Below are 26,178 nucleotides of genomic sequence, written 5' to 3'. Positions count from 1 at the left end.
CGTACGTCCGAATGCAATTGACTGTTTTTGCCTACGTGCTTGCCCATGGTTGCCGTCGCCGCGGCGTCCGGCGCTCAGTCCAGTTGCAGCAGTGCGCTGACGGCGGTCTGCAGCATGTCCACCAGTTCCGGGTCCATGTAGCGGTACTCGTCAGGAATATCGAGCACATGCAGGCGCTTTTGCGCCAGCAGCCGGCCGTAATCGGCCTTGAGGCGGGACTGGTGCCTTTCCTCCATCACGAGAATCACGTCGGCCCAGGCCACATCGTCGGCCGACACGCGGTGGCGGGCGCCCGCACTGGTGCCGCCCGAACGCACCTGCAAGGCAGGGTGCCTGCGCCAGACCTGCTCTGCTGTGGGACTGCGCCACTGGTTGCGGCTGCAGACGAAGAGGACCTTGAGGCGGTTGTCATTGCGGGGCATGGCTGACAAGGGGGATGGATGGTTGAGAGGACTGGCGCGCAGTGTAGGGCGCGGCGATTTGCAGGCGGCCCGCCATCGCCTATGATGCGCGACACCTGTGAATAATCCCAGGTACTCGCAACCCACGGAAAGGTCCATGCACCATGAACGGTCACTGTCTTTGCGGCGCTGTCAGCTTTGTCTCTCCCCAGGCCCGGGAAATCGGGGCCTGCCACTGTGGATACTGCCGGCGCTGGGGCGGCGGCCCCATGCTGGCGGTGCATTGCGGGCCCGATGTGAAGTTCGAGGGCGGCGAGCACATCGGCACCTATGCCTCCTCCGAATGGGCCGAGCGCGCCTTCTGCAGGCAATGCGGCACGCACCTGTACTACCGGCTGCACGCCACGGGCGAGTACTTCGTGCCGGCCGGCGCCTTCGAGTCGCAGGACTTCGAGCTGGCCACGCAGATCTACATCGACAGAAAGCCCGGCTACTACGACTTCGCCAACCAGACGCCGACCATGACCGAGGCCGAGGTCATCGCCCAGTACGCGCCCCCGCAGGAATGAGGCACAGCCCCATGCCCCTGCACGATGACGCCAGCGGCCTGGCAATGGAGCCTGCCGCACGGCCCGGCGATCCGCTCGATCGCATCGACACACCCAGCCTGGCGCTGGACCTGACGGCCTTCGATGCCAACCTGCGCACCATGCAGGGCTGGGCCGACCGCCATGGCGTGGCGCTGCGCCCGCATGCCAAGGCGCACAAGTGCCCCCAGATCGCGCTGCGCCAGCTGGCGCTGGGCGCACGTGGCATCTGCTGCCAGAAGGTGAGCGAAGCGCTGCCCTTTGTGGCGGCCGGCGTGCGCGACATCCTGATCAGCAACGAGGTCGTGGGGCCGGCCAAGCACGCGCTGCTGGCCCGGCTGGCGCGCAGTGCGCGCATGGCCGTGTGCGTGGACAACGCGGCCAACCTGGTGCAGCTGTCCGAGGCCATGTCGCAGGCGGGCGTGGAGATCGACGTGCTGGTCGAGGTGGACGTGGGTCAGGGCCGCTGCGGCGTCACGGGCCCCGAGGCCGTGCTGGCCCTGGCGCGGCAGGCGCACAACCTGCCGGGCGTGAATTTCGCGGGCCTGCAGGCCTACCACGGAGCGGCGCAGCACCGGCGCAGCCGCGAAGAGCGTGCGCAGGCCTGCCAGGAGGCTGCGAGCCGGGCGGCGGCCTGCGCGCAGCTGCTGCGCGACAACGGCCTGGCGTGCCACACCATCACGGGCGGCGGCACGGGCAGCGTGGAGTTCGATGCGGCCAGCGGCGTCTACACCGAGCTGCAGCCGGGCTCCTATGCCTTCATGGATGGTGACTACGGCGCCAACGAATGGGGCGGGGCGCTGGCCTTTCGCCGCAGCCTGTTCCTGCTGTCCACGGTGATGAGCACGCCCGCGCCGGACCGCGTCATCCTCGATGCGGGCCTGAAATCCACCTCGGCCGAATGCGGCCCGCCTGCCGTCTACGGCACGCCGGGCCTGCGCTGCGTGGCCATCAATGACGAGCACAGCGTGGTATGCGTGGAGCCTGGCGCCCAGGCGCCCGCCCTGGGCAGCGTGCTGCAGCTGCTGCCCTCGCACGTGGACCCGACATTCAACCTGCACGACGAGCTGGTGGTGCTGCAGGGCGGCACAGTGCACGCGCTGTGGCCGATTGCGGCGCGCGGGCTGTCGCGCTGAAGACGGCATGAAAGAAGCCGCCGGCCTTGCGGCGCGGCGGCTTTTTTGCGTCTGCGCCTGCTGTGGCCTGTGGCTTACAGCTCGATCTTGGCGCGGCGGATCACGTCGCCGAAGCGCTTGTTCTCTTCGACGATGAAGGCCTTGAACTCTTCGGGCGTGGGAAAGTAGTTCTCGTAGCCGAAGGTCTGGAACTTGGGCTGGATGTCGGGCTCGCGCAGGACTTTCATGGTGTCCTGGCGGATCTTCTCGACCACGGCCGGCGGCGTGGACTTGGAGACGGCAAAGGCATTCCAGCCGGTGACCACGGCATCGGCCGGGCCGCCGGACTCGGCCACGGTGGGCACGTCTTCATAGCCCTTGAGGCGGTGGGGCGCCAGCACGGCCAGAAAGCGCAGCTTGCCCGAGCGCATCAGCGGGCCGGCCGTGCCCGAGGAGCCCAGCGCAAAGGCCAGCTCGCCCGTGGCCACGCTGGTGTACAGCTGGCTGGTTTCCTTGTAGATGACGTGTTCCATCTTGGTGCCCGTCAGCGACTCCAGCAGGGCCGAGCCCAGGTGCACCGGGTTGCCCACGGACCACGAGCCGTAGTTGAGCTTGCCGGGGCGCGCCTTGGCGTCGGCAATCAGGTCGGCCACGGTCTTGTAGGGGCTGTTGACCGGCACGCAGACGAAGAAGAAGGTGCGAAACAGCGGCAGGACGACTTCGAAGTCCTTGTCGATGCTGTAGGGCAGCTTCTTGAACAGGTGGGGATAGGCGGCCAGGTGGACGTTGTCCAGCTGGATGATGTCCGTGCCGTCGGTGGCGCCGCGCTTGAAGGCCTCGATGGCGATGAAGCCGTTGCCCCCCGGGCGGTTTTCCACGATGACGGGCTGGTTCCACAGGCGCGCCAGCTTGTCGGCCACCAGGCGCGAGGTGCCGTCCGGCCCGCCGCCCACGGGGAAGGGGTTGATGATGCGCACCTGCTTGGTGGGCCAGTTGGCGGCGGCACCCGACTGGGCACGCGCGGGTGCCAGGGCGCCCATGGCCAGGGCGCCAAGGGCGAGGCCCGCCTGGCGGCGATTGATGCGGAAGGCGCTGTCTTTCATGGTTTGTCTCCGAGTCGCTGTTGGGCTTGCTGGGTGGCTTGGTCCTATGCCGGCAAGGCACAGGCTGCTCTTGTTTTTACGCTCTCTTGCGGGAGCGGCTGGATCATCCAGTCGCCGCATTGTGTCAGTTCGTTGCAAAGCACCTAGCCGTGGCTGGCGCTAGCAGCTATAGCAAAATGGCATAAGTGAGGAGGCGAGAGAACATGAATTTGCAGCAGATAGAGACGTTCGTGCATGTGGCCGAGACCGGCAGCTTCAGCAAGGCGGCCGTGCTGCTGGAGACGGCCCAGCCCGCACTGAGCCGCCAGGTGCGGGCGCTGGAGACCGAGCTGCGCGAAACCCTGCTGATCCGCACCGGCCGCGGCGTGACCCTGACCGACGCGGGCCGCCGCCTGCTGGAGCACGGCCACGCCATCATGCAGCGCGTGGCGCTGGCCAAGGAGGATCTGGGCAGCCAGCGCGACGAGCCCGTGGGCCGCATCGTGGTGGGCCTGCCGCCCAGCCTGGCGCGGCGCCTGACGCTGCCACTGATCGATCTGTTCAGCAAGGACATGCCCAAGGCCCGGCTGGCCGTGGTCGAGGGCTTTTCCATGAACATCGCCGAATGGCTGACCTCGGGCCGCATGGACCTGGGCCTGGTCTATACGCCCGAGCCGCATCCGCACATCGAGGTCACGCCCGTGCTGGAAGAGCGCCTGTGCCTGATCGGCCCGGCGCGCACGCTGGGCGGGCGCAGCAGCGTGCGCTTTGACGAGCTGTCGCAGTTTCCGTTGATCATGCCGCAGCACGGCCAGATCTTCCGCAAGCTGATGGAGGCCCAGGCCACGCTGTCCCAGGTCAAGCTCAACGTGGTCTGGGAAGTGTCCAGCGTGCCGGCCATCCTGGACCTGGTGCGCGGCGGCTACGGCTACGCCGCGTTGACCGACAGCGCCATGCGCAGCCACCTGACCGATGCCGAGCTGGTGGGCATTCCCATCGAGTCGCCCCATGTGGTGAGCACGCTGTGCCTGGCGCAGTCGGCCAAGAAAAAGGCCACGCCGCTGATCCGCAAGACTTCTCTGGCCCTGCGCGAACTGAGCCAGCAGGTGTGCGCGCCGCTCTGAGCGGTTGCAGCGACGGCGGCAGTTCAGCCAGGCCTCAGAGCAACGGCCGCAGCTCCCGCGCCGCCTCCTGCAGCAGCGGCAGCAGCTCGGCCACCATGTCGGCCGGCGCCATGCGCTGGGGCGAGGTCACGATGTTGAGCGCGGCCACCGTGCGCCCCTCCATGTTGCGCAGCGGCACGGCCAGGGCCTGCACGGCCAGCTCATGCTCTTCCAGGGCCAGGCAGAAGTCCTGTCGGCGCACTTCGTCCAGCACGCCTTCGAGCGCTGCGCTGTCGGTGACCGTGTGGGCGGTCAGGCGCCGCAGATCGTGCGAGGCCAGCCATTGCCTGAGCTCGGCCGCAGGCAGGGCGGCCAGCAGCACGCGGCCGGTGGAGGTGGCGTGGGCGGGCAGGCGGCTGCCCAGGTGCAGGCCGTGGGCCATGAGGCGCTGGCCGCGCTCGTGCAGGGCGCTGCGCGCCACGATGACCACCTCGTGGCCATCGCGCACCACGCAGGAAAACGACAGCTGGGTCTGCGCCGCCAGCCGGTAGAGCACGGGCTGGACGATGCGCGGCAGCCGCGCCGAGGCCAGGTAGCTGCCCGACAGCCGCAGCACCTTGGGCGCCAGCCAGAAATGGCTGCCGTCCGTCTCCAGGTAACCCAGGTGCGTCAAGGTCAGCAGATGGCGGCGCGCGGCCGTGCGCGTGATGCCAGAGCGCTCGGCCGCCATGGTGGCGTTCAGGCGCTGGCGCTCGGTGTCGAAGCTCTCCAGCACGGCCAGGCCCTTGGCCAGGCCGGCGATGAAGTCATCCGGGTCGATGGGAAAGGGCTGGTTCATGGGCGGGGAGGGCGGGCATGCAGGTAGTGCGCGATTGTCGCGCAGTTTGCGCGATCACCGCGCAACGCGTGCTGCAGCCCCTCGTCTTTGCGCTGCCTCAAAACTAATCTTGGGCGCAGGCCATGGCATGAACCGGCCATGACATCGAACAACGCAACGGAGACAGATCAATGCGTACCCAAGTCGCCATCATCGGCGCAGGCCCTGCCGGCCTGCTTCTCGGCCAGCTGCTGTACCGCGCAGGCATAGACAACGTCATCATCGAGCAGCGCAGCGCCGACTACGTGCTGGGCCGCATCCGTGCCGGCGTGCTGGAACAGGTCACCGTGGACCTGCTGGAGCAGGCCGGCGCCGATGCCCGCATGCGCGCCGAAGGCCTGCCGCACGACGGCATCGAGCTGCTGTTCGGCGGCCAGCGCCACCGCATCGACCTGCACGGCCTGACCGGCGGCAAGCGCGTCATGGTCTACGGCCAGACCGAGGTCACGCGCGACCTGATGGAAGTGCGCGCCGCCGAGGGCCTGACCACCGTCTACGAGGCCAGCAACGTGCAGCCCGTGGGCTTCGATGGCGACAGCCCCGTCGTGCGCTACGAAAAGGACGGCCAGGTCCATGAGCTGCAATGCGACTTCATCGCCGGCTGCGACGGCTTTCACGGCATCTGCCGCGCCAGCGTGCCCCAGGACAAGGTGCGCACCTTCGAGAAGGTCTACCCCTTCGGCTGGCTGGGCCTGCTGTCGGACACGCCGCCCGTCTCGCACGAACTGATCTACGCCCAGACCGAGCGCGGCTTCGCACTGTGCAGCCAGCGCAGCGCCACGCGCAGCCGCTACTACCTGCAGGTGCCGCTGACCGAGAAAGTGGAGGACTGGAGCGACGAAGCCTTCTGGAACGAACTGCGCCTGCGCCTGGACCCCGAGGCCCGCGAGCGCCTGGTGACCGGCCCTTCGCTGGAAAAGAGCATTGCCCCGCTGCGCAGCTTCGTGACCGAGCCCATGCGCTTCGGCCGCCTGTTCCTGGCCGGCGACGCGGCCCACATCGTGCCGCCCACGGGCGCCAAGGGCCTGAACCTGGCCGCCTCGGACGTGGGCTACCTGTCCAGCGCCTTCGCTCAGTACTACCGCGACAAGGCGCCCGAAGGCATCGACGGCTACTCCGAGCAATGCCTGCGCCGCGTCTGGAAGGCCGAGCGCTTTTCGTGGTGGATGACCTCGCTCATGCACCGCTTCCCCGACGCGGGCGGCTTCGACACCAAGGTGCAGGAGGCGGAGCTGGACTACATCGTCAACTCCCGGGCAGGCTCGACCTCGCTGGCGGAGAACTATGTGGGGTTGCCGCTGGTGTGAGGGCCGGCGTGAGGCCCCGGGCGCCGCCGAGGCTGCGCCCGCATTGATGCGCGCCTGTCGCCACAGCATTGCGCAAATTTGCAGGCCGCCTCGCCCGGACGGGCACGGGCGAGGAGTAAGCTTGGCAGGTTATGGCGCACATCACGTTTCCCCCTCCCTATATCGCTCCCCAGAATGCAGCGCAGTCGCTGCGCGACGCAGGCTATGCGGTGCTGCGCCCCGATGAATTCGCGGCCTGGGCGGGCGTGTCCTTGACCGAGCTGCATGCGCTCGATGCCGACTGGGCCCAGCTGCCGCCCGATGCCTTTCTCAAGGACGGGGGCCGCTACCGGCGTCGCCGCCATTCCTGCTTCATCGCCGGGCAGGACGGGCTGCAGCAGGTGGAGCACCGCGCGCACTGGCAGCCGGTGGAGTACAACGCGCTGCATGGCGGCATGCTGCGCATGTTCGAGCCCATGCGCGATGCCACGGCGCAAAGCGCCACCTGGAGCCGCCTGCTGCTGGCGCTGGCCGGCCTGTCCGACCAGGTGTTCTGCGCCCAGGGCGATGATGTGCAGCACGAGCGCTGGTTCATCGAGTCCCACCAGTTCCGCATCGACACCACGGACGGCATTGGCCGGCCCACCCCCGAAGGCGCGCACCGCGACGGCGTGGACCTGGTGGCCGTGATCCTGGTCGGGCGCGAGGGCGTGAAGGGCGGCGAGACGCGCATCTTCGAGGCCACGGGCCCCAGCGGCCAGCGCTTCACGCTGACCGAGCCCTGGTCGGTGATGCTGCTGGACGATGCCCGCATGATCCACGAGACCACGCCCATACAGCCCGAGCAGCCGGGCGGTGTGCGCGATACCCTGGTGCTGACCTATCGCCGCCAGGGTTTCCAGGGCTCGGAGCTGACGCGTCGCCGCAAGGATTGATGCAGCTCAAGACGCTGGCGCATGATGGGCGCACACTTTGGTTCATCGACCCGGCCGCCCCCGATTGTTGACGGCGGCCAAGCACAAAGGAGAAAACGCATGTTCAAGCACATCCTGGTTCCCGTGGACGGCTCCAACAGCTCGATGCTGGCGGTCCACAAGGGCGTGGAGCTGGCCAAGGTCTTTGGCAGCACGCTGACGGCGGTCTACGTGGTGGACCCCTATCCGTTCACGGGCGTGGGCGCCGACTTCGCCTACGGCCAGTCGCAGTACCTGAGCGCGGCCACGGCCGAGGCCAACACCACGCTGGACGCCGTCAAGAAGATCACCGACGAGGCCGGCATCACCGCCACCACCGTGGTGGGCGAAGGCCATGCGGTGCACGAAGGCATCGTGCGCGTGCTCGAGAGCACGGGCGCCGACCTGATCATCATGGGCTCGCAAGGCCGCCGTGGCCTGGAAAAGCTGATGCTGGGCAGCGTGACCCAGCGCGTGCTGGGCGCCGTGCGCGTGCCGGTGCTGGTGGTGCGCGAGTAATCACCGGACCGCTCGGCCCTTCGCCGGGTGAAACGTCAACGGCTCCCTCGGGAGCCGTTTTTATTGGTGCGCTGCAGGGGGAGAGGGCGATCAGCGATTGAGCAGCCGTGCCAGCCAGCCCTTTTTCTTGCGCTGCAGTTCCAGTTCCTGCAGCACTTCGTTCTTGAGCCTTTCCTTCTCGGCGGCAGGACTGGACTCGCGCGCCATGCGCAGATAGGCCTTGGCCGAGTCCACGTAGCCGGTGTCTTCGTTGCGGATGTGGTTGAACAGCCAGCGCGAGAGCATGCCGTGCAGCTCGGCGGCCACGTCCTCGCCGGCATCGAAGCGGGTCTGCATCTCGATCACGCGGCGGGTGAACAGCTCGTGCACCTTCTTGTGCGGGCCGGCGAACATGTAGCCGGCGCTCTCGATCAGGCTTTCCTCGAACACGAAGTGCGAGACGGTGTAGTCGATCATCTCGCCGATGACATCGCCCAGGGCCTCGCGGTCGGGCGACGAACGCAGCTCGTAGAGCTTGTTGATGTAGTCGACGATGCGGCGGTGCTGCCTGTCGATCTCTGCAATTCCGGTGTCCAGCTCGGGGACCCAGACCAGCAATGCCATGGCGTTCTCCAGGAATTCGATGATTTCCGGAGAAGTATTCACGGGACTGTCACATCGCCCCTTGATGCAGATCAGTCTGATCTGCATCAAGGAGACGCGGCGTCACTCGATCTTGGCGCCCGAGGACTCGACGATCTGCTTGGACTGCTTGAAGTCGGCCTGGAACATCTTGTCGAAGTCGGCCACGGTCATGGACTGGGGCTCGGCGCCCTGGGTCTGGATGGCGTCGCGCACTTCGGGCATGGCCAGCAGCTTGTTCACTTCGGCGTTGACCTTGGTCACGATGGCTGTGGGCGTGCCCTTGGGCATGAACAGGCCGTACCAGGTGCTCACGTCAAAGCCCTTGAGGCCCGATTCGGCCAGCGTGGGCGTGTCGGGCAGCGAGGACGAGCGCTTGGCCGAGGTCACGGCGATGGCGCGCAGCTTGCCGGCCTTGATCTGGCCGATGGCCGAGGGCACGGAGGACACCAGCAGATCCACGTTGCCGGCCAGCGCATCCATCAGGGCCGGATTGGAGCCCTTGTAGGGCACGTGCACCAGCTGGATGCCCGCCGCTTTCTCCAGCAGCACGCCCGAGAGGTGGATGCTGGTGCCATTGCCCGGCGAGCCGTAGGTCACCTTGCCCGGGTGCTGCTTGGCAGCGGCCACGATGTCGGCCAGGGTCTTGTAGGGCGAGTTCACGCTGGTGGCGATCACGATGGGCGTGTAGGCCACGTGGGCCACGGGCACCAGGTCCTTGACCGGGTTCCAGGGCAGGTTCTTGTAGAGGTAGGGGCCCAGGACCACGTTGTCCTTCTGGCCCATGACCATGTCGTAGCCCGTGGGCGCTGCCTTGGCGGCCTCGGTGATGCCGATGGTGCCGCCTGCGCCCGCGCGGTTGTCGGGCACCACGGTCCACTTGCTGACTTCGGTGAGCTTGTTGGACACCACGCGCGCGAGGATGTCGGTGCCGCCGCCGGGCGGGAAGGGCACGATCATGCGCACGGGCTTGTTCGGATAGTCGGCCGCCGTGCCTTGGGCGGCTGCGGAAAAGCTCAGGCCCATGGCGGCGGCCACGGCGGTGCAGGTGATCAGTTGGCGGAACATGAAAGAAGAAACTCCAGGGTCTGATGGGGCGGTGCAACCTTCTCGCAGCGGACCGGCAGCGCCGGGCCGCCCATGCGGTGGGTTGTCGATGATCGGGGAGGGTGGTTCCGCCATCTTGCATTGGGAAACCCGCTATTTGGGCGGATTTCCGCAATCTGTGCCACAGGGGCTTCCACCAAGGAGCAGCTTGTGCCTGCTCCAGAGGGAAGCGGGCTATTTTATGCCGCCTTGGTGCCTGGCCGCAGGCCAGGCGCTCAGCCCTGCGCCAACTGCCTGTCCAGCACGCGCACCGTCTCGTACAGCACCCGGGTGCCGTCCAGCAGCTGGGACGGCTCTATCCATTCCTCGGGCGCGTGGCTGCGGCCGTGGAGGCAGGGGATGAAGATCATGCCCATGGGGCCGGTGGGCGCCATGTAGACGGCGTCATGGCCGGCGCCGCTGGGCATGCGCATGTGGGCGTAGCCCAGGTTGTCGCAGGCCTGCTCCACGCCCTGCATGACGGGTGCTGCGCAGTCCGTGGGCTGGGAGCGGCTCACGTCGGCCATCTCGGCACGCACGCGCAGGGCGGCCAGGCCGGGCAGGACTTCGGCCAGCAGTTCCTCGGGGAAGCTCTCCAGCACGCCGGCGTGGTCGCTGCGCACTTCCATCATCATCTCGACCAGGCCGGGCACGGCATTGGAGGCATTGGGCGTGAGCGAGAGCCGGCCCACGGTGGCCACCACATAGTGGGGCCGGCCATTGAGCGCAGCGGCCTTGCGGTTGGCCGCATCGATGATGCGCGCCGCGCCCACCAGCGCGTCCTGCCGGATGTCCATGGGCGTGGTGCCTGCGTGGTCGGCCTGGCCGTGCACGGTGAAGCCCACGCGGCGTATGCCCACGATGTTCGTCACCACGCCAATGGGCAGGCCGTGCTGCTCCAGCACCGGGCCCTGCTCTATGTGCAGTTCCACAAAGGCGGCCGTGCCGCCGGCGCTGCGCAGCGGGCGGTCCAGCGCCTCGGGCCGCGCGCCGATGCGCCGCATGCCTTCGGCCAGGGTTTCGCCTTGCGGGTTGCGGGCGGCCAGCATGGTGGCGTCCAGCTTGCCCGACAGCGCGCGGCTGCCTATGCAGGAGATGCCGTAGTCGCTGGGCTCCTCGGACAGGAAGTCGATCACCTCGAACGGGTGCTGCAGGGCGATGCCGTTTTCATGCAGGCAGTGCGCCACCTCGATGCCGGCCAGCACGCCGATGATGCCGTCGAAGCGCCCGCCCATCATCACGGTGTCGCAGTGCGAGCCGGTGGAGATGGGGGCGCGTTCTGCGCCGCCCGCAGCGGCCTGGGCAGCCGGCAGGCGGCCGACCAGATTGCCGCCTTCATCCAGATGCACCTGCATGCCCGCGGCCGCGAACTCGGCGCGCAGCCAGGCGCGGGCCTGGTCGAACTCGGGCGAGAAGGCGCGGCGGGTCCAGGGCCGGTCGGGCAGGGTGAAGGTGGACAGGGTCTGGACACGGCGCCAAAGGCGCTCGGCATTGATGGGGGGCAGGGCGGTCATGGGTCTCGGTGAGTTCTGCGGCAGGCGCGCGAGCCGCGCAGGCAGGCTGGGCGAAGCGGGGATTGTCGCGCGCAAAGGCGGTGCTCATGCAGACGTGCGCAGGCTCCTGAGCAACCGCTCCAGCGTGTCGAAGCTCACGGGCTTGACCAGGTGGTGGTCCATGCCGGCCTCGCGCGATCGTCTCAGGTCATCCTCCTGCCCCCAGCCCGTGAGGGCGATCAGCAGGACCTGGTCGCGGCCCTGACGGGCGCGGATGCGGCGCGCAACTTCCAGGCCGTCCATGCCGGGCAGGCCGATGTCCAGCAGCACGACGTCGGGCCTGAAGGCGTCGTGCATGGCCAGCGCGCCGGGGCCGTCGCGGGCGATCTCGACCTCGGCTCCCAGCAGCCCTAGCAGCATGGACAGGGTGTCGGCCGCGTCCGCGTTGTCATCGACCACCAGGATGCGGCCGAAGGCTGGCGCGTCCCCGGACTGCGCGCCTGCGGCCGGTCCGGGCAGGGAGGGCACATCGGCGGGTGCATGGGCGGATGCATCGGCAGGTGCATGGGCCGGCAAGGGCAGGCGCAGCCGCAATTCGCTGCCCTGGCCCGGACCTTCGCTGAGCGCCTGCACGCTGCCGCCGTGCATCTCCACCAGGCTGCGCACCAGGGTCAGGCCGATGCCCAGGCCCCCCTGGCCCCGGCGGCCGCCGCGGTCCACCTGCATGAACATGTCGAAGATCCTGTCCAGCAGCGCGGCGGGGATGCCTATGCCGTCGTCACGCACGGAGATCACGGCCTGCGCACCCTCTGCCCAGGCCGCCAGCACGACGTGGCCGCCGGGATCGGTGTACTTGGCGGCATTGTTGAGAAGGTTGGTGACCATTTGCGCCAGCCGCACGGGGTCGGCCGGCAGCAGCAGGGTCTCGGCGGGCAGCTCCAGCCGAAGCTGGTGGCCGCCGGATTCCATGACCGCATGGCTGGCCGCCGCCACGCCTTGCAGCACGTTGTTCAGGTCCACCACCTCCTTGCGCAGCTGGACCTTGCCCGTGGTGATGCGCGAGACCTCCAGCAGGTCGTCCACCATGCGCACCATGTGGTTGACCTGGCGCTCCAGCATCTCCTGGCTGCGGCGCGCGCTGTCGTCGCCATGGACGGTGCGCTTGAGGATTTGCAGGCCGTGGCTGATGGGTGCCAGCGGATTGCGCAGCTCGTGGGCCAGGGTTGCCAGGAACTCGTCCTTGCGCCGGTCGGCCTCCCTGAGGTGCTGCTCGGCGCGCTTGAGTTCGGTGATGTCCTGGATGACGGAGCAGGTGCCCACGAGCTGCCCGCCGTCATCGCGCAGCGGAGCGGCGCTGACGCGCATCCACCATTCGCGGCCCTCGTCGTCGGTGTGCAGCATCTCCAGCCCCGGCATGACCACCTCGCCGCGCAGCGCGCGCCTGCCGGGCCAGTTCTCGGGCGGTATGGGCCGGCCCTTGTCGTCCCAGCCGCGCCAGCGCTGCACGCGGTCGGCAAGGGTGGACGGGATGGCGCGCGGGACGAATCGGTCCATGAGCGCATTGCTGAGCACCATGGTGCCGCCCATGTCGGACACGCCCACGCCCGCCGGCATCTGGTCGATGATGGCGCGCAGCCTTTTCTCGTTGGCGCGCAGGGCGGCATGGGCCTGCTCGCGCACGCGCTCGAGCTGCAGCAGCGAGGCGACGCGCGCCAGCAGCTCGCGCGCCGAAAAGGGCTTGACCAGGTAGTCGTCCGCGCCTGCGCGCAGGCCTTCGACCTGGGCCTCCTGGCCTGCACGCGCGGACAGCATGATGACGGGGATGGAGCGCGTGGCCTCGTCGCTGCGCAGCGCATGCAGCAACTCGAAGCCGTCGAGCACGGGCATCATCACGTCGGCAATCACGAGATCGGGCCGCTGGCGCCGGATGCAGTCCAGCGCGGCCCGGCCGTCGCCGGCCACCTCCACCTCGTACAGCGGACGCAGCAACTGGCCGATGTAGCCGCGCATGTCGGCGTTGTCGTCGGCGCAGACGATGCGCGGCCGGGGGCCTTGCGGTTCGGCCCCAGCCGGCACGCCGTGCGGGGCGTGCGGGGCGTGCGTGGGCGATTCGCCCGGCACCCACTGCCGCGTCTCGTCCACGAGCTGGCGTGCGGCCGGGGCGCCCGCGCCGTGCCCCGGCGGCGGCGGGGTTGACGGTGCCGCGATGGGGTTCACCTGTTCGGCCGGCAGGTGCGCGCTGCCCTTGGGCAGCCGCACGGTGAAGCGGCTGCCCTCGCCCTCCGTGCTGGTGACCGTGATGGTGCCGCCATGCAGCCGCACCAGTTCCTGCACCAGGGCCAGGCCGATGCCCGTGCCCTCGTGCGTGCGGGCGGGCTTGCCCGGAATGCGGTGAAAGCGCTGGAAAAGATGGGGCAGGTGCTGGGGTGCGATCCCCGAGCCGGTGTCGCTGACGGACAGCTCCACCGCAGGGCCCGCGTCGTGCAGCGCCACGGCGATCTCGCCCTGCAAGGTGAACTTGAAGGCGTTGGACAGCAGGTTGAGCACGATCTTTTCGTACATGTCCTGGTCCACGTAGACCGGCCCTTGCAGTGGCGGGCAGTCCACGCGCAGCCGCAGGCCCGCCTGCTCCATGGCCGAGCGGAACACGCTGGCCAGCTCGGCCGTGGCGCGGGCCAGGTCCGTGGGCTCGTAGCTGGCCTGCATGCGTCCGGCCTCGATGCGCGCGAAGTCCAGCAGGGCGTTGACCAGCTTTTGCAGGCGCAGCGCGTTGCGGTGGACCATCTGCGCCTGATCGGGCGGCAGGTGGCCGCCGTGCTCGCGCAGGGCGTCGTCCAGCGGCCCCAGGATCAGCGTCAGCGGCGTGCGCAGCTCGTGGCTGACGTTGGAGAAGAACACGGTCTTGGCACGGTCCACCTCGGCCAGGGCCCGGGCGCGCCGCGCTTCCTGCTCATAGGCCACGGCGTGCGCGACAACGCCGCCCGTGTGGCTTGCCACCATATCGAGGAAGGCGCAGTACTCCGCATCCAGCGGGCGGCGCGGGCTGACGCCCAGCACCAGCACGCCCGAGGCCTGGCCGTCGCCCGACCAGCGAACGGGCACGATGCGCGCCAGGCGCGAGGGTTCGGGCCAGGGGCCGCCAGGCAGGGTCAGGCCCAACTGCGCCAGGTCCACGTTGGCCGGCTGGCCCGATTGCACGGCCTGGGCCAGCGGCCAGGGCGCGGGGTCGGCCGCCAGGTCGGTGTCCATGCCGGTGGAGCACAGCAGCTGGAAGGCCGGGGGAGCGGTGTCTGCGCTGCCTGCATCCGGGGCGGCCTGGCATTCGTAGATGATGGCGAAGGGCACGTCGTAGGGGTTTTCATCCAGCACGGCGCAGACCTTTTCGCCCGCGTCCTTGGCACTGCGCATGTCCAGCGTGCGGATGCCCAGGCGGTGCAGCGTCTCCAGGCGCCGCCGGCTGACGATTTTCTCGGTGGTGTCGGTGCAGGGACAGAACACGCCCTGCACGGTGATGCCGTCATCGGCCAGGATGGGGCCGTAGGTGAAGGTGACGAAGACCTCTTCCTGCGGCAGCTCGCGGTCGAAGAAGTAGCGCGCATCGGTGGACCAGGTGGCCTGGCCCGTGCGCAGCACGCCCTCCAGCATGGGGCCGATGTCGTCCCAGATCTCGCTCCAGCATTGCGCGCCGGCCTGTCCCAGCGCCTTGGGGTGCTTGCTGGTACCCAGGAAGGGAATGTAGGCGTCGTTGTAGATCAGCCGGAAGTCATCGCCCCACCAGATGATGATGGGAAAGCGCGAGCCCAGCATCAGGCTGGCGGCGTTGCGCAGGCTTTGCGGCCAGCTCTGCGGCGAGCCCAGGGGCGTGGCCGCCCAGTCGTGGGCGCGCACGCGTGCCGCCATTTCGCCGCGCTGCGGCAGGAATCCAAAACCGTCTTCTGAATTCACGGGTTCTCCCACGGGATTGCCGACTTCGCGGGCCGGCCTGTGTCGTTGATCCAGGCGCCGGGGCCGCGGGGGCGGCGCAGCTATCGCGAGGCGGATTGCGCTGCAGGTGCGGCGCCTCGCCTGCGGTCGCCCTTGCGGGCAGCGCAATGCACTGCTTTCCGGCCCCGGCCGCAGCCCGATTGCCTGCCGCCGCCGCTGTCCTTGTCCACGGTGGCCCACAGGCGCCTTTCGGCCTCTTCATGGCCTGCGCCGCGCGATTCGTGGCTGTGCACTATGTGCCGGGCCTGGCGTTTTCGCTCATGGGTATCGGTGGATTTGTCTCCTCGGGGCATGTCACTCTCCCTTGCGGGTCTGTTCCTGCTCGGGCGCGGGCGGCAATTCTATGGGGGGCGCCGTGGTGGGCGGATCTATCGGCTCGGGTCCGCGCGGGCGGCCGGGCTGGCGGTTGGGATCGTCGGGTGCCACGGGGTCGTTGGGCGTGGTCGGCACCTGGGGAATATTGGGTGCGTGGGGCAGGGGGTGGTTCATGGCTGCTGCTGTCCTGAGGGGAAAGGTTGATACAAGTGCGCAAGCGGGCTCAGCGTGGCGCGGTGGTGGCGGGTGCGGTGGCCGGATCGGCCTGCGGCGGCGTCATGGACGGCGCGGCAGGTGCGGCAGGTGCGGCCGGCGAGGCAGAGGAGGTGGGTTCTGTCGCTGGCGTTCCGGTGGCGCTGGGCGCATCCAGCCGCCCCCTGGGTGCCATGAAGTTGAACATCAGCACCAGGATCAGTGCGACGGCGGCCGTGAGGGCGGCGATGCGCAGCGGCCAGCGGCCATCGCGGATGTGGTTGTTCTCGCTGCGCTGGCGTTCGAGGGGGGCGTGCACTCTGCGGGGAGGGGTGTCCATGGCGGTCTCCTTCAATCCATGAGCCTTCACCTTAGGCCGGACGGCGGCCTGCAACTGTCGGACAAGGCAGGACCTGGGGGAGCGACAAGCCGCTGCACGGCAGTGGGGCTTGGCAGGACACACCGCCACGGGCAGCGGCGCCAAGGGCCATCGCAAGGCCGCGGCCGCGACGGCAGGTGCCGTGTCAGCCGTGGCGCCTGCGCCGGTCGGCCGGCGCTATGCGCAGCAGCTGGCGGTACTTGGTGACGGTGCGGCGGGCCACGACCAGGCCCTGGGCGCCCAGCTGGCGTGCGATATCGACGTCGGACAGGGGCCGGGCATCGGATTCGGCCGCGATGATGTCGCCGATCAGCTCGCGGATGGCCGTGGCCGAGCAGGCGCTGCCGCTGGCACTGAGCATGGGGCGCGAGAAGAAGTGCTTGAGCTCGAACACGCCCGTGGGCGTGGCCATGTACTTGTTGTTGGTCACGCGCGAGACGGTGGATTCGTGCACACCCACTTCCTCGGCAATTTCGCGCAGCACCAGCGGCTTCATGGCCATGGCGCCGAACTCCAGGAACAGCTCCTGCTTTCGCACGATGGCCCGGGCCACGTCCAGGATGGTGGAAAAGCGCTGCTCCACATTGCGCACGGTCCAGCGCGCGTCCTGCAGATGGTCGGCCAGCTGGGCCTGGCCCGTGCAGCGGTGGCGCTGGAACAGCTGCTCGTAGACGCTGTTCAGTCGCACGCGCGGCACGACGGCGGGGTTCAGTTGCACATTCCAGCCGCTCGGTCCCCTGCGCACGATCACGTCGGGAACGATGTAGTCCACGCGCGTGGAGCCGAAGCTCCAGCCAGGCCTGGGGTTGAGGCGCCGTATGGCATTCATGGCCTGCACGATCTGGGCCGCCGGCACCTGCAGCGCCTTGGCCAGCCGCGGCACGTCGCGCGCGGCCAGCGCGTCCATGTGGTGCTGCAGCAGGGTCTGCGACAGCTGGCGCAGCGTGGCGTCGGCCATCTGCGGGCATTGCAGCAACAGGCATTCGCCCACGCTGCGCGCGGCCACGCCCGCCGGATCCAGCGATTGCACCAGTCGCAGGGCGATGAGCATTTCCTGCGCATCGGGCGCCGGGCTGAGCGCCAGCAGGCCGGCCAGCTCCTGCAGGTCCGTGCGCAGATAGCCGTCGTCGTCCAGCGATTCCACGATGGCGCGCGCCATGCACAGGTCGCGCGGCGTCATGGCCGTCACGTTGAGCTGGCCGTGCAGGTGCATGGCCAGCGTGGTTTCGCAGGCAGCCGTGTCCATGGCGGAGCCTTCCGCGTCAACGGCCTGGCGCGCGCCCAGGTGCATGTCGGCCACCCACAGGTCGCGGTCATCTGCGGGCTCGGCATCTTCCAGGAATGGGTTGTCCTCCATCTTGCTGCGCACCATCGCGGCAAAGTCCAGCGAGGACATCTGCAGCATGCGCACCGCGTGCTGCAAGCGCGGGGAAAGCGTCTGGGACTGGCGTATGTCCGCCTTGAGGTGCATGGAACCCATCTCGTCTCCTTGTTGCGATGGCCACAAGGACGCAACGTTCATGCCCCGATCAGCGTGGCGAATCGTCTGGATACACTTTGGGCACGAAACCTGCTGCGTACTTGCTGCGCAGAAGGCACAGGGGCCCGGGGTTCGGCCGTCGCTGCGGGTATCGGCTTTGCAACAGCAGGGCCGCTCAAGGCGCCTGCGGTAAAAATTTCCGCTTGGGCGCAAGGTTTTCTGCAAACTTTGCCATGTACCAATCCACCGGTTTTCACACGGTCCCGCCGCCGGGAACCCTCAATGCAGTCCCGCAAGGCGGGGCGCGCGGCGCCGCACGCGGGCCATCCATGTCCATGCGCCTGAGACGGGTCCTGTTGCTTCTGGCCTTGCTGGTGCTTGTGCTGGCTGCCTCGTCCTGGCTGCTGTTGCGCGCCTATCAATCCGGGCACGCGGCGCAGGAGCAGGCCGTTCGCATCGCCAGCATGGCCGCGGCCCGCCTGCTGGACAGGCAGGAGCCACGCGCTGCCAATGCCGAGCAGGCGCTGGCTGCCGTCCAACCGCTGCTGGAGGCGGGATGGTCCGGCTTTCTGGTGGACAGCGCGGGCCGTGCGGTGCCGGCCGGCACGGCTGCGGCAATGGGTCAGCCTGCCTTGCCCGCTGATTTCAGCGAGCGCCTGGCTTCCAGCCTGGCGCACGGCTGGCTGGATGTGCCCGATGCGCAGGGCGGCACCCTGCGCGTTTTCTTCAGCAGGACGGCCCAGGGCTGGACCTGGGTGAGCTGGGTTCCCTGTTCCGCGCTGGATCCGGCGTGTTCCCCGCTCCTGAGGGGCGTGATCTGGGCGGCGATCGTGTTGTTTGCGCTGGCCGGCCTGGGCCTGGCGGGGCTGGCCCTGCGTGGCAGGGCGGACCCGATGAGGCCGGCCCGGCGCAGCCAGGCCGGCGGCGCACCGGGGGAGCGGGACAACGAAGCCGGCGAGGCCCATATCCAGAATGAGCGCCTGCAGGTGGTCGGCCGGCTGGCAGGCCGCTTCTCCCATGAGTTCAACAACCAGCTCGGCGTTCTGAGCAACAGCGCCTATCTGATTGAGCGTCGTTCGGAGGACCCGAACCTGCGCCTGCCTGCACAGGCCATGCTGCGTTCGGTGGACACGGCCAGTCGGTTGACACAGCAGCTGCTGCGCTTCGGGCCGCGCCACAGCACGCATGCGCTGGTGGTGGATCTGTACCGCTGGTTGCCGGGCGTGCGGGGCACGCTGGCCGTGGTGCTGGGAAAGCGCGTGGCGCTGGAGGTGGCTGAGCCCGCCGAGGCCAGCCCGCCGGGCCAGCCGGCCGCGCGCCTGGGCGTATATGTGGACCCTGACGAGCTGGAGCTGGCGCTGATCAGCATTTTCCTGTCCGTGCGCGAGGCCTTGCCCGATGGCGCACGCGTGCGCATGGCGGCACATCCCGTGGGCGGACATCTTGCGGCATCGGCCGCCAAGGGCGAGCAGGTGGAGATCCGCATCGAGGCCGTGGCCCACTGGCAGGGCGCCGGGCCGGGGCCGGAGGGGGTGGGTCCGGGCGAAGCGGGCGTAGCGGGCGTAGTGGCCGCAGCCAGCGCCGAGGCGCCGCAGCGGCCGCAGGAATCCCGCCCCGGCGTGCGGTTGAGCGACGCCGATGCAGATGCCTCCTGCGGCCTGGCCCTGGCGCGCCGGCTATGCCTGGCTGGCGGTGGCGTGGCGTGGGCCGAGGGCGGCATCGGGGGAGGCGACGGCGATGGAGACAGCGGCGGCCTGGCCGTCTCTCTGGTGCTGCCGCGCGTGCCCATGGCGGCGCAGGATTGTCTTGCGCAAAGCCTGGACTGAGCTGGCATTCGCGGTCCTGGAAACAGGACTGCGCGCCGGGGCGCGCAGTCAGCAAGCAGGAAAGTCGAAAAAGAGAGGAGGGCCGAGCCCGGTCAGCGTGCGAGGCGCGCGATCAGCAGCCCCGCCGCCAGCGCCGTGGCAATGGAGCGCAGCGGTTTCTTGCACACGGCGCTGCCCTGGCGGGAGAGGTCGGTGCTGCCAGCGGTACTTCTGGTCTGGAAGGGATCTTTGCTCATGGAGGCTCCTTTCCTGCAAGTCAATGGCCCGTGGCCGGGCCGGCTCAGTGGCGCATGCGCGGTTTGCACAGGTTGAAGATGGCCAGCAGCGCAACGGCGCTGGCCATGGAAATGAAGATGGACATGGATGTGGCCGGCACCTGCGCCTGTGCATCCATGGCCGAGGGCGCCAGCAGCGGCGCCAGCAGCCAGCCGCCCAGCAAGGCGCCGATGGCGCCTATTGCCACGTTGAGCAAAATGCCTTGCTGGGCCTGGGTGTTCGTGACCATGCTGGTGATCCAGCCGATCAGCCCGCCCACCATCAGCCAGATGAGGAAATCCATGGCATCGCCTTTGACAAAAGTTGCAGTTGAATATCAATGGCAATCGGCGTGCCTGCCCGTCGCAAGCGACTCAGCGCTCCGGTTGCAGGGTGCCGTTGCCCCGGGCCGGCGCAGGGCGGATTTGTGCACGCTCGGCTTCGCGGCCTGAAGGTGTCTGGGCGTCCAGGCCCCGGTCGGGCGACTCGCTGACCTGGGGCAGATCGGCGGCGTGTTCTATCAATTCCTCGATGATGAAGCGGCCGTAGAGCTGGGCGCGCTCGGCGCCGGCGGCCTTGAGGGCATCGGCGGCGTTGCGTGCGGCCTCGTCGCTGTCCACCCGTACCACCAGCCAGTGGTAGCCGCGCTCGGCCAGGGCCTGGTGGGCCTTGACCAGATTGAGTTCCTGGCCCACGGCGGCCACGGGGCTGGCCTGTCGCAGGTCTTGGTCGATCTGGGCCAGCATTTCCCGGTCGGTGTAGCGCCGTACGTCCTGCTCGGGCAGGTTCAGCGCCTGCAGCGCCGCCATGCCGTCATCGGCCTGCGCAGCCGTGGGAAAAGAGACCACCATGTGGCCCACGGGCTTGAAGACACCGTAGGCGCGGGCAGGAGAGGAGTCCATGGGCTTGTCCTTGGTTGCTCAAAGGTGCTTGCAGGGTGGCAAGCAGCGTGCCCGCAAGGCAACGGCAGCAGGTGCTGTGCGCGTCTGCGCACGTGTCAGCCGGGTTCGGGGTCCGTCCTGTCCTTTTTGCCGCCCGCATAGTCCTTGAGCCGGTTGTACAGCGTCTTGAGGCTGATGCCGAGCACGGCGGCCGTGCGTTCCTTCTGGTACTTGCACTGCTTGAGCGTGGCCTGGATCAGCAGCCGCTCGGCCTGCGCCATGGTCATGCCGATGGGCAGCTGTATGGTGGCCGGCTCCATATCGGGCAGGTCGTAGGCGTCGCCTGCCGCGCCGTGGTCGGCGAACGGATGCACGGCGACAGGCGCGGCCTGCGCAGTGGGCGGCAATTGCGGGGCGTTGGCGGCCAGCTGTGCAGGCACGGATGTGTGCACGGATGCGTGCAATGACACCGGCATGGGGGCGGGCTGGGCAATGGCCACCGGTGGGCGGGGCAGCCATTCGGTGCCTACCTGCGGGCCGGGCTCCATGACGTAGGCACGCTGCACGGCATTGCGCAGCTCGCGCACATTGCCGGGCCAGCTGTGCTGCGCCAACTGCCTCAGGGCCGACGCCGTGAACTGCTTGGTCTGCCCCTCTCGCTGAGAGATGGCCTGCAGCAAGTGCTGGGCCAGCAGCGGGACGTCGGACAGGCGCTCGCGCAGCGGCGGCAGCTCGATGGGAAAGACGTTCAGCCGGTACAGCAGGTCCTCGCGCAGCCTGCCGCTGGCCACGGCCTCGAAGGGGCAGCGGTTGGTGGCGGCGATCACGCGCACATCGGTCTGCAGCGTCTGGGTGGAGCCCACGCGCATGAAGCGGCCGGTCTCCAGCACGCGCAGCAGCTTGACCTGCAGCTCCATGGGCATTTCCGTGATCTCGTCCAGGAACAGCGTGCCCGTGGCCGCGCGCTCGAAAAAGCCCTGGTGCTGGCGGTCGGCACCCGTGAAGCTGCCCTTTTCGTGGCCGAAGATCTCGCTTTCGATGAGATGCGGCGAAATGGCGCCGCAGTTCACGGCAAGAAACGGGCGGCTGCGCCGTTGGCTCAAGTCGTGCAGGGTCTGTGCCACGACCTCCTTGCCGGTGCCGCTCTCTCCCGTGAGAAACACCGTGACCGAGGTGCCTGCCACGCGCTCCATCTGCTGGTACAGGCGCTGCATGGGAGGCGATTGGCCCAGGAGCCGGCCAAAGCGGCCTTCCTGCGCGCAGTAGCTGCCAGCGGGTGCGCAATGGTCTTGTGCCGTGATCTGATCGGAGGCCGGGCCTGCGCCGTTGCGGCTGTCCGCGCCCGACAGGCCCGGCGTGGGGATGAGAAAGCGCGAAAGAATGTCCTCGAGCCGGCCTATGCCCACGGGCTTGACCAGATAGTCCATGGCGCCTCGGCGCAGGGCTTCGATGGAGGAGTCCAGGCTGGCATGGCCGGTCACCAGCACGATCTGCGAGTCCTGCGGCACTTGCCGGTCGCCGAACAGGTCCATGCCGTTGCCATCGGGCAGCTGCAGGTCCAGAAGAACCAGGCTGGGCGGCTGCATGGCCATCTGGCGGCGCGCATCGCGCAGGGTGTGGGCCACGGCGACCGAAAAGCGGTCCACGCCCACCAGTTCGCGCATGGTGGCTGCCGAGTCCGCGTCGTCATCGACGATCAGCACGTGGTTCATTCCATGGCCTCCAGAGCTGCTGGCCGCAGCCTGTTTTGACAAAAATTCATGATCCGGCAGTTTAGGGGCTGGGATGTATGCATCTGTGTCAGTCCACAGGCACAGTGCTTGCCGGGTGGTCCGGTCCCCGCCGCCGTCGCCGCAAAGAGAGGATCAAGCGGATCAGGCGGGCCGGCGGCTGGCGCCCTGGCCACGGCGGGGCGGGGTCCTGCGGGGCCGGGGCTGGGGCTCCAGCAGGCCCAGGAACAGGCATTCCTTGGCGCTCAGCCCGCGCGTGCGCCGTGCGGGTGCAGCGGTCACGGCGGGCGGGCATTGTCCGGGCTGCTCGCACAGGGCCAGTACCTGGGGATGGATGTAGAACTTGCGGCAAACCGTACAGGTATTGCCCAGGCGCCGCGCCACCTCGGCGATGAGGTCCGTGAAGGTGAGCGCGCCCGGATGGCGGCTGCCCGCCGGTGACGCTGCGGCGGCCATGGCCAGCTCCAGCGCGTACACGCTGGCATGCCAGGTACGGAAGTCCTTGGCACTGAAGTCCGGTCCGTCTGCCTCGTCTGCCCCGGCCTTGCTGCAGAACCTGCGGATGTAGTCGTTCACGTGCTCGGAGCGCACATGGTGAACATCCCCCTCGTCGTCCACGAACTGGAAAAGCCGCTGTCCCGGCAGGTCCTGGCAGCGCTTGACGATGCGGGCCACGGCCCGGTCGGACACGCGGGCCTGCTGGGCGACGCCGCTCTTGCCCTTGAAGCTCAGCGTCAGCTCGCCGGCGCGCACCTGGGCGTGGCGGTTCCTGAGCGTGGTCAGGCCGAAGGATCCATTGGCTTCTGAATACTCGTCATTGCCAACGCGCAGCGCCGTGCAGTCCAGCAGCCAGACGATGGTGGCCACCACGGTTTCGAGCTGCGGCCGCCCCGGCCTGAGGTCCCGCGCCACGGCACGCCGAATGGCGGGCAGATGCCGGCCGAACTCGCGCATGCGGTCGAACTTGACCTGCTTGCGCTGCTCCTGCCACTGCGGGTGATAGCGGTATTGCTTGCGCCCGCGGGCATCGCGGCCCGTGGCCTGCAGGTGGCCCCGGGCGTCAGGGCAGATCCATACATCCACATAGGCCGGTGGAATGGCCAATTTGCGGATGCGCTCCAGCGCCTGGGCGTCGCGCACGGGCCTGCCGTCCTGGTCCACATAGGAAAAGCCTTTGCCACGCCGTAGGCGGCGCCAGCCGGGCATGCGGTCGTTGACATGGATGAGGTCTGCAGTCAGTGCAACCCCTGCGGCGGCGGCGGCGGAGGTGCGATGGGGGGATCGGAATAGGGCGAAGGCGCCGGAGCCGGCGGAGGATCACCCACGGGTGGCACCAGCGGCTCGGTCGGCGGCGGATTGACCGGCGGAGCGACGGGAGGTGTGGCAGGCGGTGTGGGTGGTGCAGCGATCATGGAACGGTTTCTCCTGTGATGGTGGCGGGCCGCAGCGGCCATGCAGCCGCTGCAGCAATCGCCATGCCCGGACCCTTGCACGGGGCCGAAGCGTTGACATTTGGTAGCAATGATTCGCAAAAACCGGTGGCCGGCGGCCTCAGGCCAGCGTCCTCAGCGTGGGCTCGCGGTCCCAGAAGCGTTTCTTGGCGCCTTCGACAAAGGGCTTGGGCGTGTCGATGGGAAACACGCCCTCGTCCGGCGTGATGCCCGCAGTCTGCAGGATGTGCCCGGTGGCCTTGCAGGCCGCAATGGCCTTGAGGTGGCCGAAGGCATCGCGGAACCAGTCCTGGGCGGCCGCCTCCCGGGCCAGGGCTTCGCCGCGCTGGGGCGTGAGGATGGACACCACGGCGTCGAACTGCGCCGAGGGCGATCCGGCCAGCTGGCCGTCTGCGGGCAGGTGGCTGCCGTCGTCCAGCGTGGCGCCGCCGATCTTGGGCGCAATGATCTTCACGCTGGCCTTTTGCGCCACCAGGGCCTTGTGGAAGGCGGCAATGTGTCGGGCGCTGGAGCCTTCATCCACCAGGATGGCCACGCAGCGGCCCTGCAGTGTGGGTTTCATGCGGTCGATGATGCGCGTGGCCGGGCTGGGCGGCAGCTTTTGCGGGGGCACGGCTGGCTTGGCGGCAGGCGGCAGCTGGGGCAGGCCCAGGCCGTCGGCCACGCGCTTTGCCAGGTCGGCGTCTATCACCTGCAGGTGGCCCACCACGGCCAGCCGCACATGCGGCGTCTGCACCTTGGACAGCTCGAACACCAGGGCGCTGGCGATGTGGGCCTGCTCCACCGCGCTCTGGCTGGCGTAGAACATGCGCGCCTGGCTGTAGTGGTCGGCAAAGCTTTCGGGGCGGATGCGGCCCTTGGCGCCGTCCCCGTCATCCTGGGCAAAGTGCCTGAAGCCGCGCGCCGCCGAGGCGCGCGGACTGTCGGCCTGCAGGCTGGAGGGCTCGTAGGCCACGCGGCCCTTGGGCACCTGGGTCTGCATATGGCCGTCGCGCTGGTCGTGGGCAAACGGGCATTTGGGCGCGTTGATGGGCAACTGCGCGAAGTTGGGCCCGCCCAGGCGCGACAGCTGGGTGTCCAGGTAGGAGAAAAGGCGGCCCTGCAGCAGCGGATCGTTGCTGAAGTCGATGCCCGGGGGCAGGTTGGCCGGGCAGAAGGCGACCTGCTCGGTCTCGGCAAAGAAGTTGTCGGGCCAGCGGTCCAGCACGAAGCGGCCGATCTTGCGCAGCGGTATTTCCTCTTCCGGAATGATCTTGGTGGGGTCGAGATGGTCATAGGGCAGGGCGTCTGCCTGTTCCTGCGAAAACAGCTGCACGCACAGCTCCCAGGCCGGATAGTCGCCCGCCTCGATGGCCTCGAACAGGTCGCGGCGGTGGTAGTCGTTGTCTGCGGCCTGCAGCTTCAGGGCCTCGTCCCAGACCGTGGACTGGATGCCCAGCTCGGGCCGCCAGTGGAATTTCACGAAGGTGCTTTTGCCTTGCGCATTGACCAGCCGGAAACTGTGCACGCCAAAGCCCTCGATCATGCGCAGGCTGCGCGCGATGGTGCGGTCGCTCATGATCCACATGACCATGTGCATGGACTCGGGCATGAGGGAGATGAAGTCCCAGAACGTGTCGTGCGCCGTGGCAGCCTGTGGAAAGCCCCGGTCCGGCTCCATCTTCACGGCATGGACCAGGTCGGGAAACTTCATGGCGTCCTGTATGAAGAACACCGGAATGTTGTTGCCGACCAGATCCCAGTTGCCCTCTTCGGTATAGAACTTGATGGCGAAGCCGCGCACATCCCGCGGGGTGTCCACCGAGCCTGCGCCGCCGGCCACGGTGGAAAAGCGCACGAAGACCGGCACCTGCTTGCCGGTTTCGGTCAGCACCTTGGCGGTGGTGTACTGCTCTAGTGAATCGGTCAGCTGGAAATAACCGTGGACACCTGTGCCGCGTGCATGGACGATCCGCTCCGGAATGCGCTCATGGTCGAAATGCGTGATTTTCTCGCGCAATATGAAATCTTCCAGCAGCGTGGGTCCCTTTGGCCCTTGCTTCAATGAATTCTGGTTGTCCGCAACCGGTATGCCCTGCTGCGTCGTCAATACAGGATGAGAGGCTTCGGCCTGCTGCTGGAGTTCTCCGCCGTGGCCAACGGGGCATTGGGATGGGGATTTCTTTTCAGCTGGGGCTTTCTTGGCCATGATGCACTCCTTGGGAATGAACGCCATGTTCTTTTGACGCGGATATTTCAAGCGGAGCAACGGTATGTTTTTCAGTTGCCGCAATGGGAAAATAAAAAAAGGGCCCGGAGGACCCTTTTTTCAGGTCATGCAACCTGCGGCTCAACGCTGCTGGTGGCTGTCCTGCTTTTGCTGCTGACCCGGCTGGTTGCGCTGGGGGTTGCTCTGCTGTTGCTGATGGTTGGGATTATTGGGATTGCTTTGCTGCTGCTGCCCCGGATTGTTTTGTTGCTGCTGCTGGTTCTGCTTGTTCTTGTCGTTTTGCTGGTTGCTGGCCGTGTTGCCTTGAGGGTTATTGGTCTGTTGCGTCATTTCCATACTCCTTAAGTAAACAG

The 26,178-nt window shown here is 68.2% G+C and carries 24 protein-coding genes; 8 read left to right on the top strand and 16 right to left on the bottom strand.

Annotation, left to right across the window (positions count from 1 at the left end; translation table 11 throughout):
* Window positions 1–74: 74 nt before the first annotated feature.
* Window positions 75–422, bottom strand: coding sequence for a low molecular weight protein tyrosine phosphatase family protein (locus tag ACF8O7_RS24235; RefSeq protein WP_016446371.1), 348 nt, complete (start codon window positions 420–422; stop codon window positions 75–77).
* A gap of 143 nt (window positions 423–565) precedes the next feature.
* On the opposite strand from ACF8O7_RS24235, the gene ACF8O7_RS24230 reads away from it, so the two are divergent.
* Window positions 566–970: a GFA family protein gene (locus ACF8O7_RS24230; protein ID WP_016446370.1), complete on the top strand. Its 405-nt coding sequence runs from the start codon at window positions 566–568 to the stop codon at window positions 968–970.
* An 11-nt stretch (window positions 971–981) separates the two neighbouring features.
* Window positions 982–2,124, top strand: a complete 1,143-nt coding sequence (locus tag ACF8O7_RS24225) for a DSD1 family PLP-dependent enzyme (protein WP_392444451.1) — start codon at window positions 982–984, stop codon at window positions 2,122–2,124.
* A 74-nt stretch (window positions 2,125–2,198) separates the two neighbouring features.
* Here ACF8O7_RS24225 and ACF8O7_RS24220 read toward each other — a convergent pair whose 3' ends face one another.
* A complete protein-coding gene (locus ACF8O7_RS24220; RefSeq protein WP_046238589.1) occupies window positions 2,199–3,206 on the bottom strand; it encodes a tripartite tricarboxylate transporter substrate binding protein in 1,008 nt (335 codons plus the stop codon).
* A 203-nt stretch (window positions 3,207–3,409) separates the two neighbouring features.
* Here ACF8O7_RS24220 and ACF8O7_RS24215 point away from each other — a divergent pair, with 203 nt between their 5' ends.
* Complete coding sequence (locus ACF8O7_RS24215; RefSeq protein WP_016451484.1) at window positions 3,410–4,309, top strand: LysR family transcriptional regulator; 900 nt, start codon at window positions 3,410–3,412, stop codon at window positions 4,307–4,309.
* 34 nt (window positions 4,310–4,343) lie between these two features.
* Here ACF8O7_RS24215 and ACF8O7_RS24210 read toward each other — a convergent pair whose 3' ends face one another.
* Window positions 4,344–5,126 carry an IclR family transcriptional regulator C-terminal domain-containing protein gene (locus tag ACF8O7_RS24210; RefSeq protein WP_017404813.1) on the bottom strand — a complete coding sequence of 261 codons (783 nt, stop codon included), beginning with the start codon at window positions 5,124–5,126 and terminating at the stop codon, window positions 4,344–4,346.
* Between the two features lie 170 nt (window positions 5,127–5,296).
* On the opposite strand from ACF8O7_RS24210, the gene pobA reads away from it, so the two are divergent.
* From pobA to ACF8O7_RS24195, 3 genes are all read left to right on the top strand, one after another.
* On the top strand, window positions 5,297–6,472 hold the full coding sequence (pobA, locus tag ACF8O7_RS24205) for a 4-hydroxybenzoate 3-monooxygenase (protein WP_013801914.1): 1,176 nt from the start codon (window positions 5,297–5,299) through the stop codon (window positions 6,470–6,472).
* A gap of 131 nt (window positions 6,473–6,603) precedes the next feature.
* Window positions 6,604–7,386 (top strand): 2OG-Fe dioxygenase family protein, encoded by a 783-nt coding sequence (locus ACF8O7_RS24200; RefSeq protein WP_016451485.1) that lies wholly within the window; start codon window positions 6,604–6,606, stop codon window positions 7,384–7,386.
* A gap of 99 nt (window positions 7,387–7,485) precedes the next feature.
* On the top strand, window positions 7,486–7,923 hold the full coding sequence (locus ACF8O7_RS24195; protein ID WP_016446360.1) for a universal stress protein: 438 nt from the start codon (window positions 7,486–7,488) through the stop codon (window positions 7,921–7,923).
* Window positions 7,924–8,013: 90 nt separating this feature from the next.
* On the opposite strand, the gene ACF8O7_RS24190 is transcribed toward ACF8O7_RS24195, so the two are convergent.
* From ACF8O7_RS24190 to rpoN, 7 genes are all read right to left on the bottom strand, one after another.
* Window positions 8,014–8,568: a bacteriohemerythrin gene (locus tag ACF8O7_RS24190; protein WP_223275325.1), complete on the bottom strand. Its 555-nt coding sequence runs from the start codon at window positions 8,566–8,568 to the stop codon at window positions 8,014–8,016.
* A 60-nt stretch (window positions 8,569–8,628) separates the two neighbouring features.
* Window positions 8,629–9,612 (bottom strand): tripartite tricarboxylate transporter substrate binding protein, encoded by a 984-nt coding sequence (locus ACF8O7_RS24185; protein ID WP_016446358.1) that lies wholly within the window; start codon window positions 9,610–9,612, stop codon window positions 8,629–8,631.
* Window positions 9,613–9,866: 254 nt separating this feature from the next.
* Entirely contained in the window at window positions 9,867–11,144 is a 1,278-nt protein-coding gene (locus ACF8O7_RS24180) for a Zn-dependent hydrolase (RefSeq protein ID WP_047216896.1), read from the bottom strand.
* A gap of 84 nt (window positions 11,145–11,228) precedes the next feature.
* On the bottom strand, window positions 11,229–15,068 hold the full coding sequence (locus ACF8O7_RS24175; RefSeq protein ID WP_392444448.1) for an ATP-binding protein: 3,840 nt from the start codon (window positions 15,066–15,068) through the stop codon (window positions 11,229–11,231).
* Between the two features lie 333 nt (window positions 15,069–15,401).
* The gene (locus tag ACF8O7_RS24170; protein WP_016446355.1) at window positions 15,402–15,596 is read right to left on the bottom strand and encodes a hypothetical protein; all 195 of its coding nucleotides are present in this window, start codon (window positions 15,594–15,596) and stop codon (window positions 15,402–15,404) included.
* A 49-nt stretch (window positions 15,597–15,645) separates the two neighbouring features.
* Window positions 15,646–15,954 (bottom strand): hypothetical protein, encoded by a 309-nt coding sequence (locus ACF8O7_RS24165; RefSeq protein WP_047216897.1) that lies wholly within the window; start codon window positions 15,952–15,954, stop codon window positions 15,646–15,648.
* Window positions 15,955–16,138: 184 nt separating this feature from the next.
* Window positions 16,139–17,473, bottom strand: coding sequence for an RNA polymerase factor sigma-54 (gene rpoN, locus ACF8O7_RS24160; protein ID WP_212645305.1), 1,335 nt, complete (start codon window positions 17,471–17,473; stop codon window positions 16,139–16,141).
* A 233-nt stretch (window positions 17,474–17,706) separates the two neighbouring features.
* On the opposite strand from rpoN, the gene ACF8O7_RS24155 reads away from it, so the two are divergent.
* Entirely contained in the window at window positions 17,707–19,299 is a 1,593-nt protein-coding gene (locus ACF8O7_RS24155; RefSeq protein WP_392444446.1) for a hypothetical protein, read from the top strand.
* A gap of 92 nt (window positions 19,300–19,391) precedes the next feature.
* Here ACF8O7_RS24155 and ACF8O7_RS24150 read toward each other — a convergent pair whose 3' ends face one another.
* From ACF8O7_RS24150 to ACF8O7_RS24125, 6 genes are all read right to left on the bottom strand, one after another.
* Window positions 19,392–19,535 carry a hypothetical protein gene (locus ACF8O7_RS24150; RefSeq protein WP_016446351.1) on the bottom strand — a complete coding sequence of 48 codons (144 nt, stop codon included), beginning with the start codon at window positions 19,533–19,535 and terminating at the stop codon, window positions 19,392–19,394.
* 44 nt (window positions 19,536–19,579) lie between these two features.
* The gene (locus ACF8O7_RS24145) at window positions 19,580–19,858 is read right to left on the bottom strand and encodes a GlsB/YeaQ/YmgE family stress response membrane protein (protein ID WP_016446350.1); all 279 of its coding nucleotides are present in this window, start codon (window positions 19,856–19,858) and stop codon (window positions 19,580–19,582) included.
* Between the two features lie 70 nt (window positions 19,859–19,928).
* Complete coding sequence (locus ACF8O7_RS24140; protein WP_392444444.1) at window positions 19,929–20,456, bottom strand: hypothetical protein; 528 nt, start codon at window positions 20,454–20,456, stop codon at window positions 19,929–19,931.
* A 95-nt stretch (window positions 20,457–20,551) separates the two neighbouring features.
* Window positions 20,552–22,147, bottom strand: a complete 1,596-nt coding sequence (locus tag ACF8O7_RS24135; RefSeq protein WP_017404825.1) for a sigma-54 dependent transcriptional regulator — start codon at window positions 22,145–22,147, stop codon at window positions 20,552–20,554.
* A 162-nt stretch (window positions 22,148–22,309) separates the two neighbouring features.
* Window positions 22,310–23,371, bottom strand: a complete 1,062-nt coding sequence (locus ACF8O7_RS24130) for a DNA topoisomerase IB (protein WP_392444442.1) — start codon at window positions 23,369–23,371, stop codon at window positions 22,310–22,312.
* A 345-nt stretch (window positions 23,372–23,716) separates the two neighbouring features.
* A complete protein-coding gene (locus tag ACF8O7_RS24125; RefSeq protein WP_392444441.1) occupies window positions 23,717–25,804 on the bottom strand; it encodes a catalase in 2,088 nt (695 codons plus the stop codon).
* Here ACF8O7_RS24125 and ACF8O7_RS24120 point away from each other — a divergent pair.
* Window positions 25,712–26,170, top strand: a complete 459-nt coding sequence (locus tag ACF8O7_RS24120; RefSeq protein WP_193584794.1) for a hypothetical protein — start codon at window positions 25,712–25,714, stop codon at window positions 26,168–26,170. The genes ACF8O7_RS24125 and ACF8O7_RS24120 overlap by 93 nt on opposite strands.
* Window positions 26,171–26,178 lie beyond the last annotated feature (8 nt).

The sequence above is a fragment of the Delftia sp. WSY_16 genome (genome assembly GCF_043104415.1).
GTDB classification, from domain to species: Bacteria; Pseudomonadota; Gammaproteobacteria; order Burkholderiales; family Burkholderiaceae_C; genus Comamonas; species Comamonas tsuruhatensis.
This window is presented reverse-complemented; position numbering and strand designations above follow the sequence as displayed.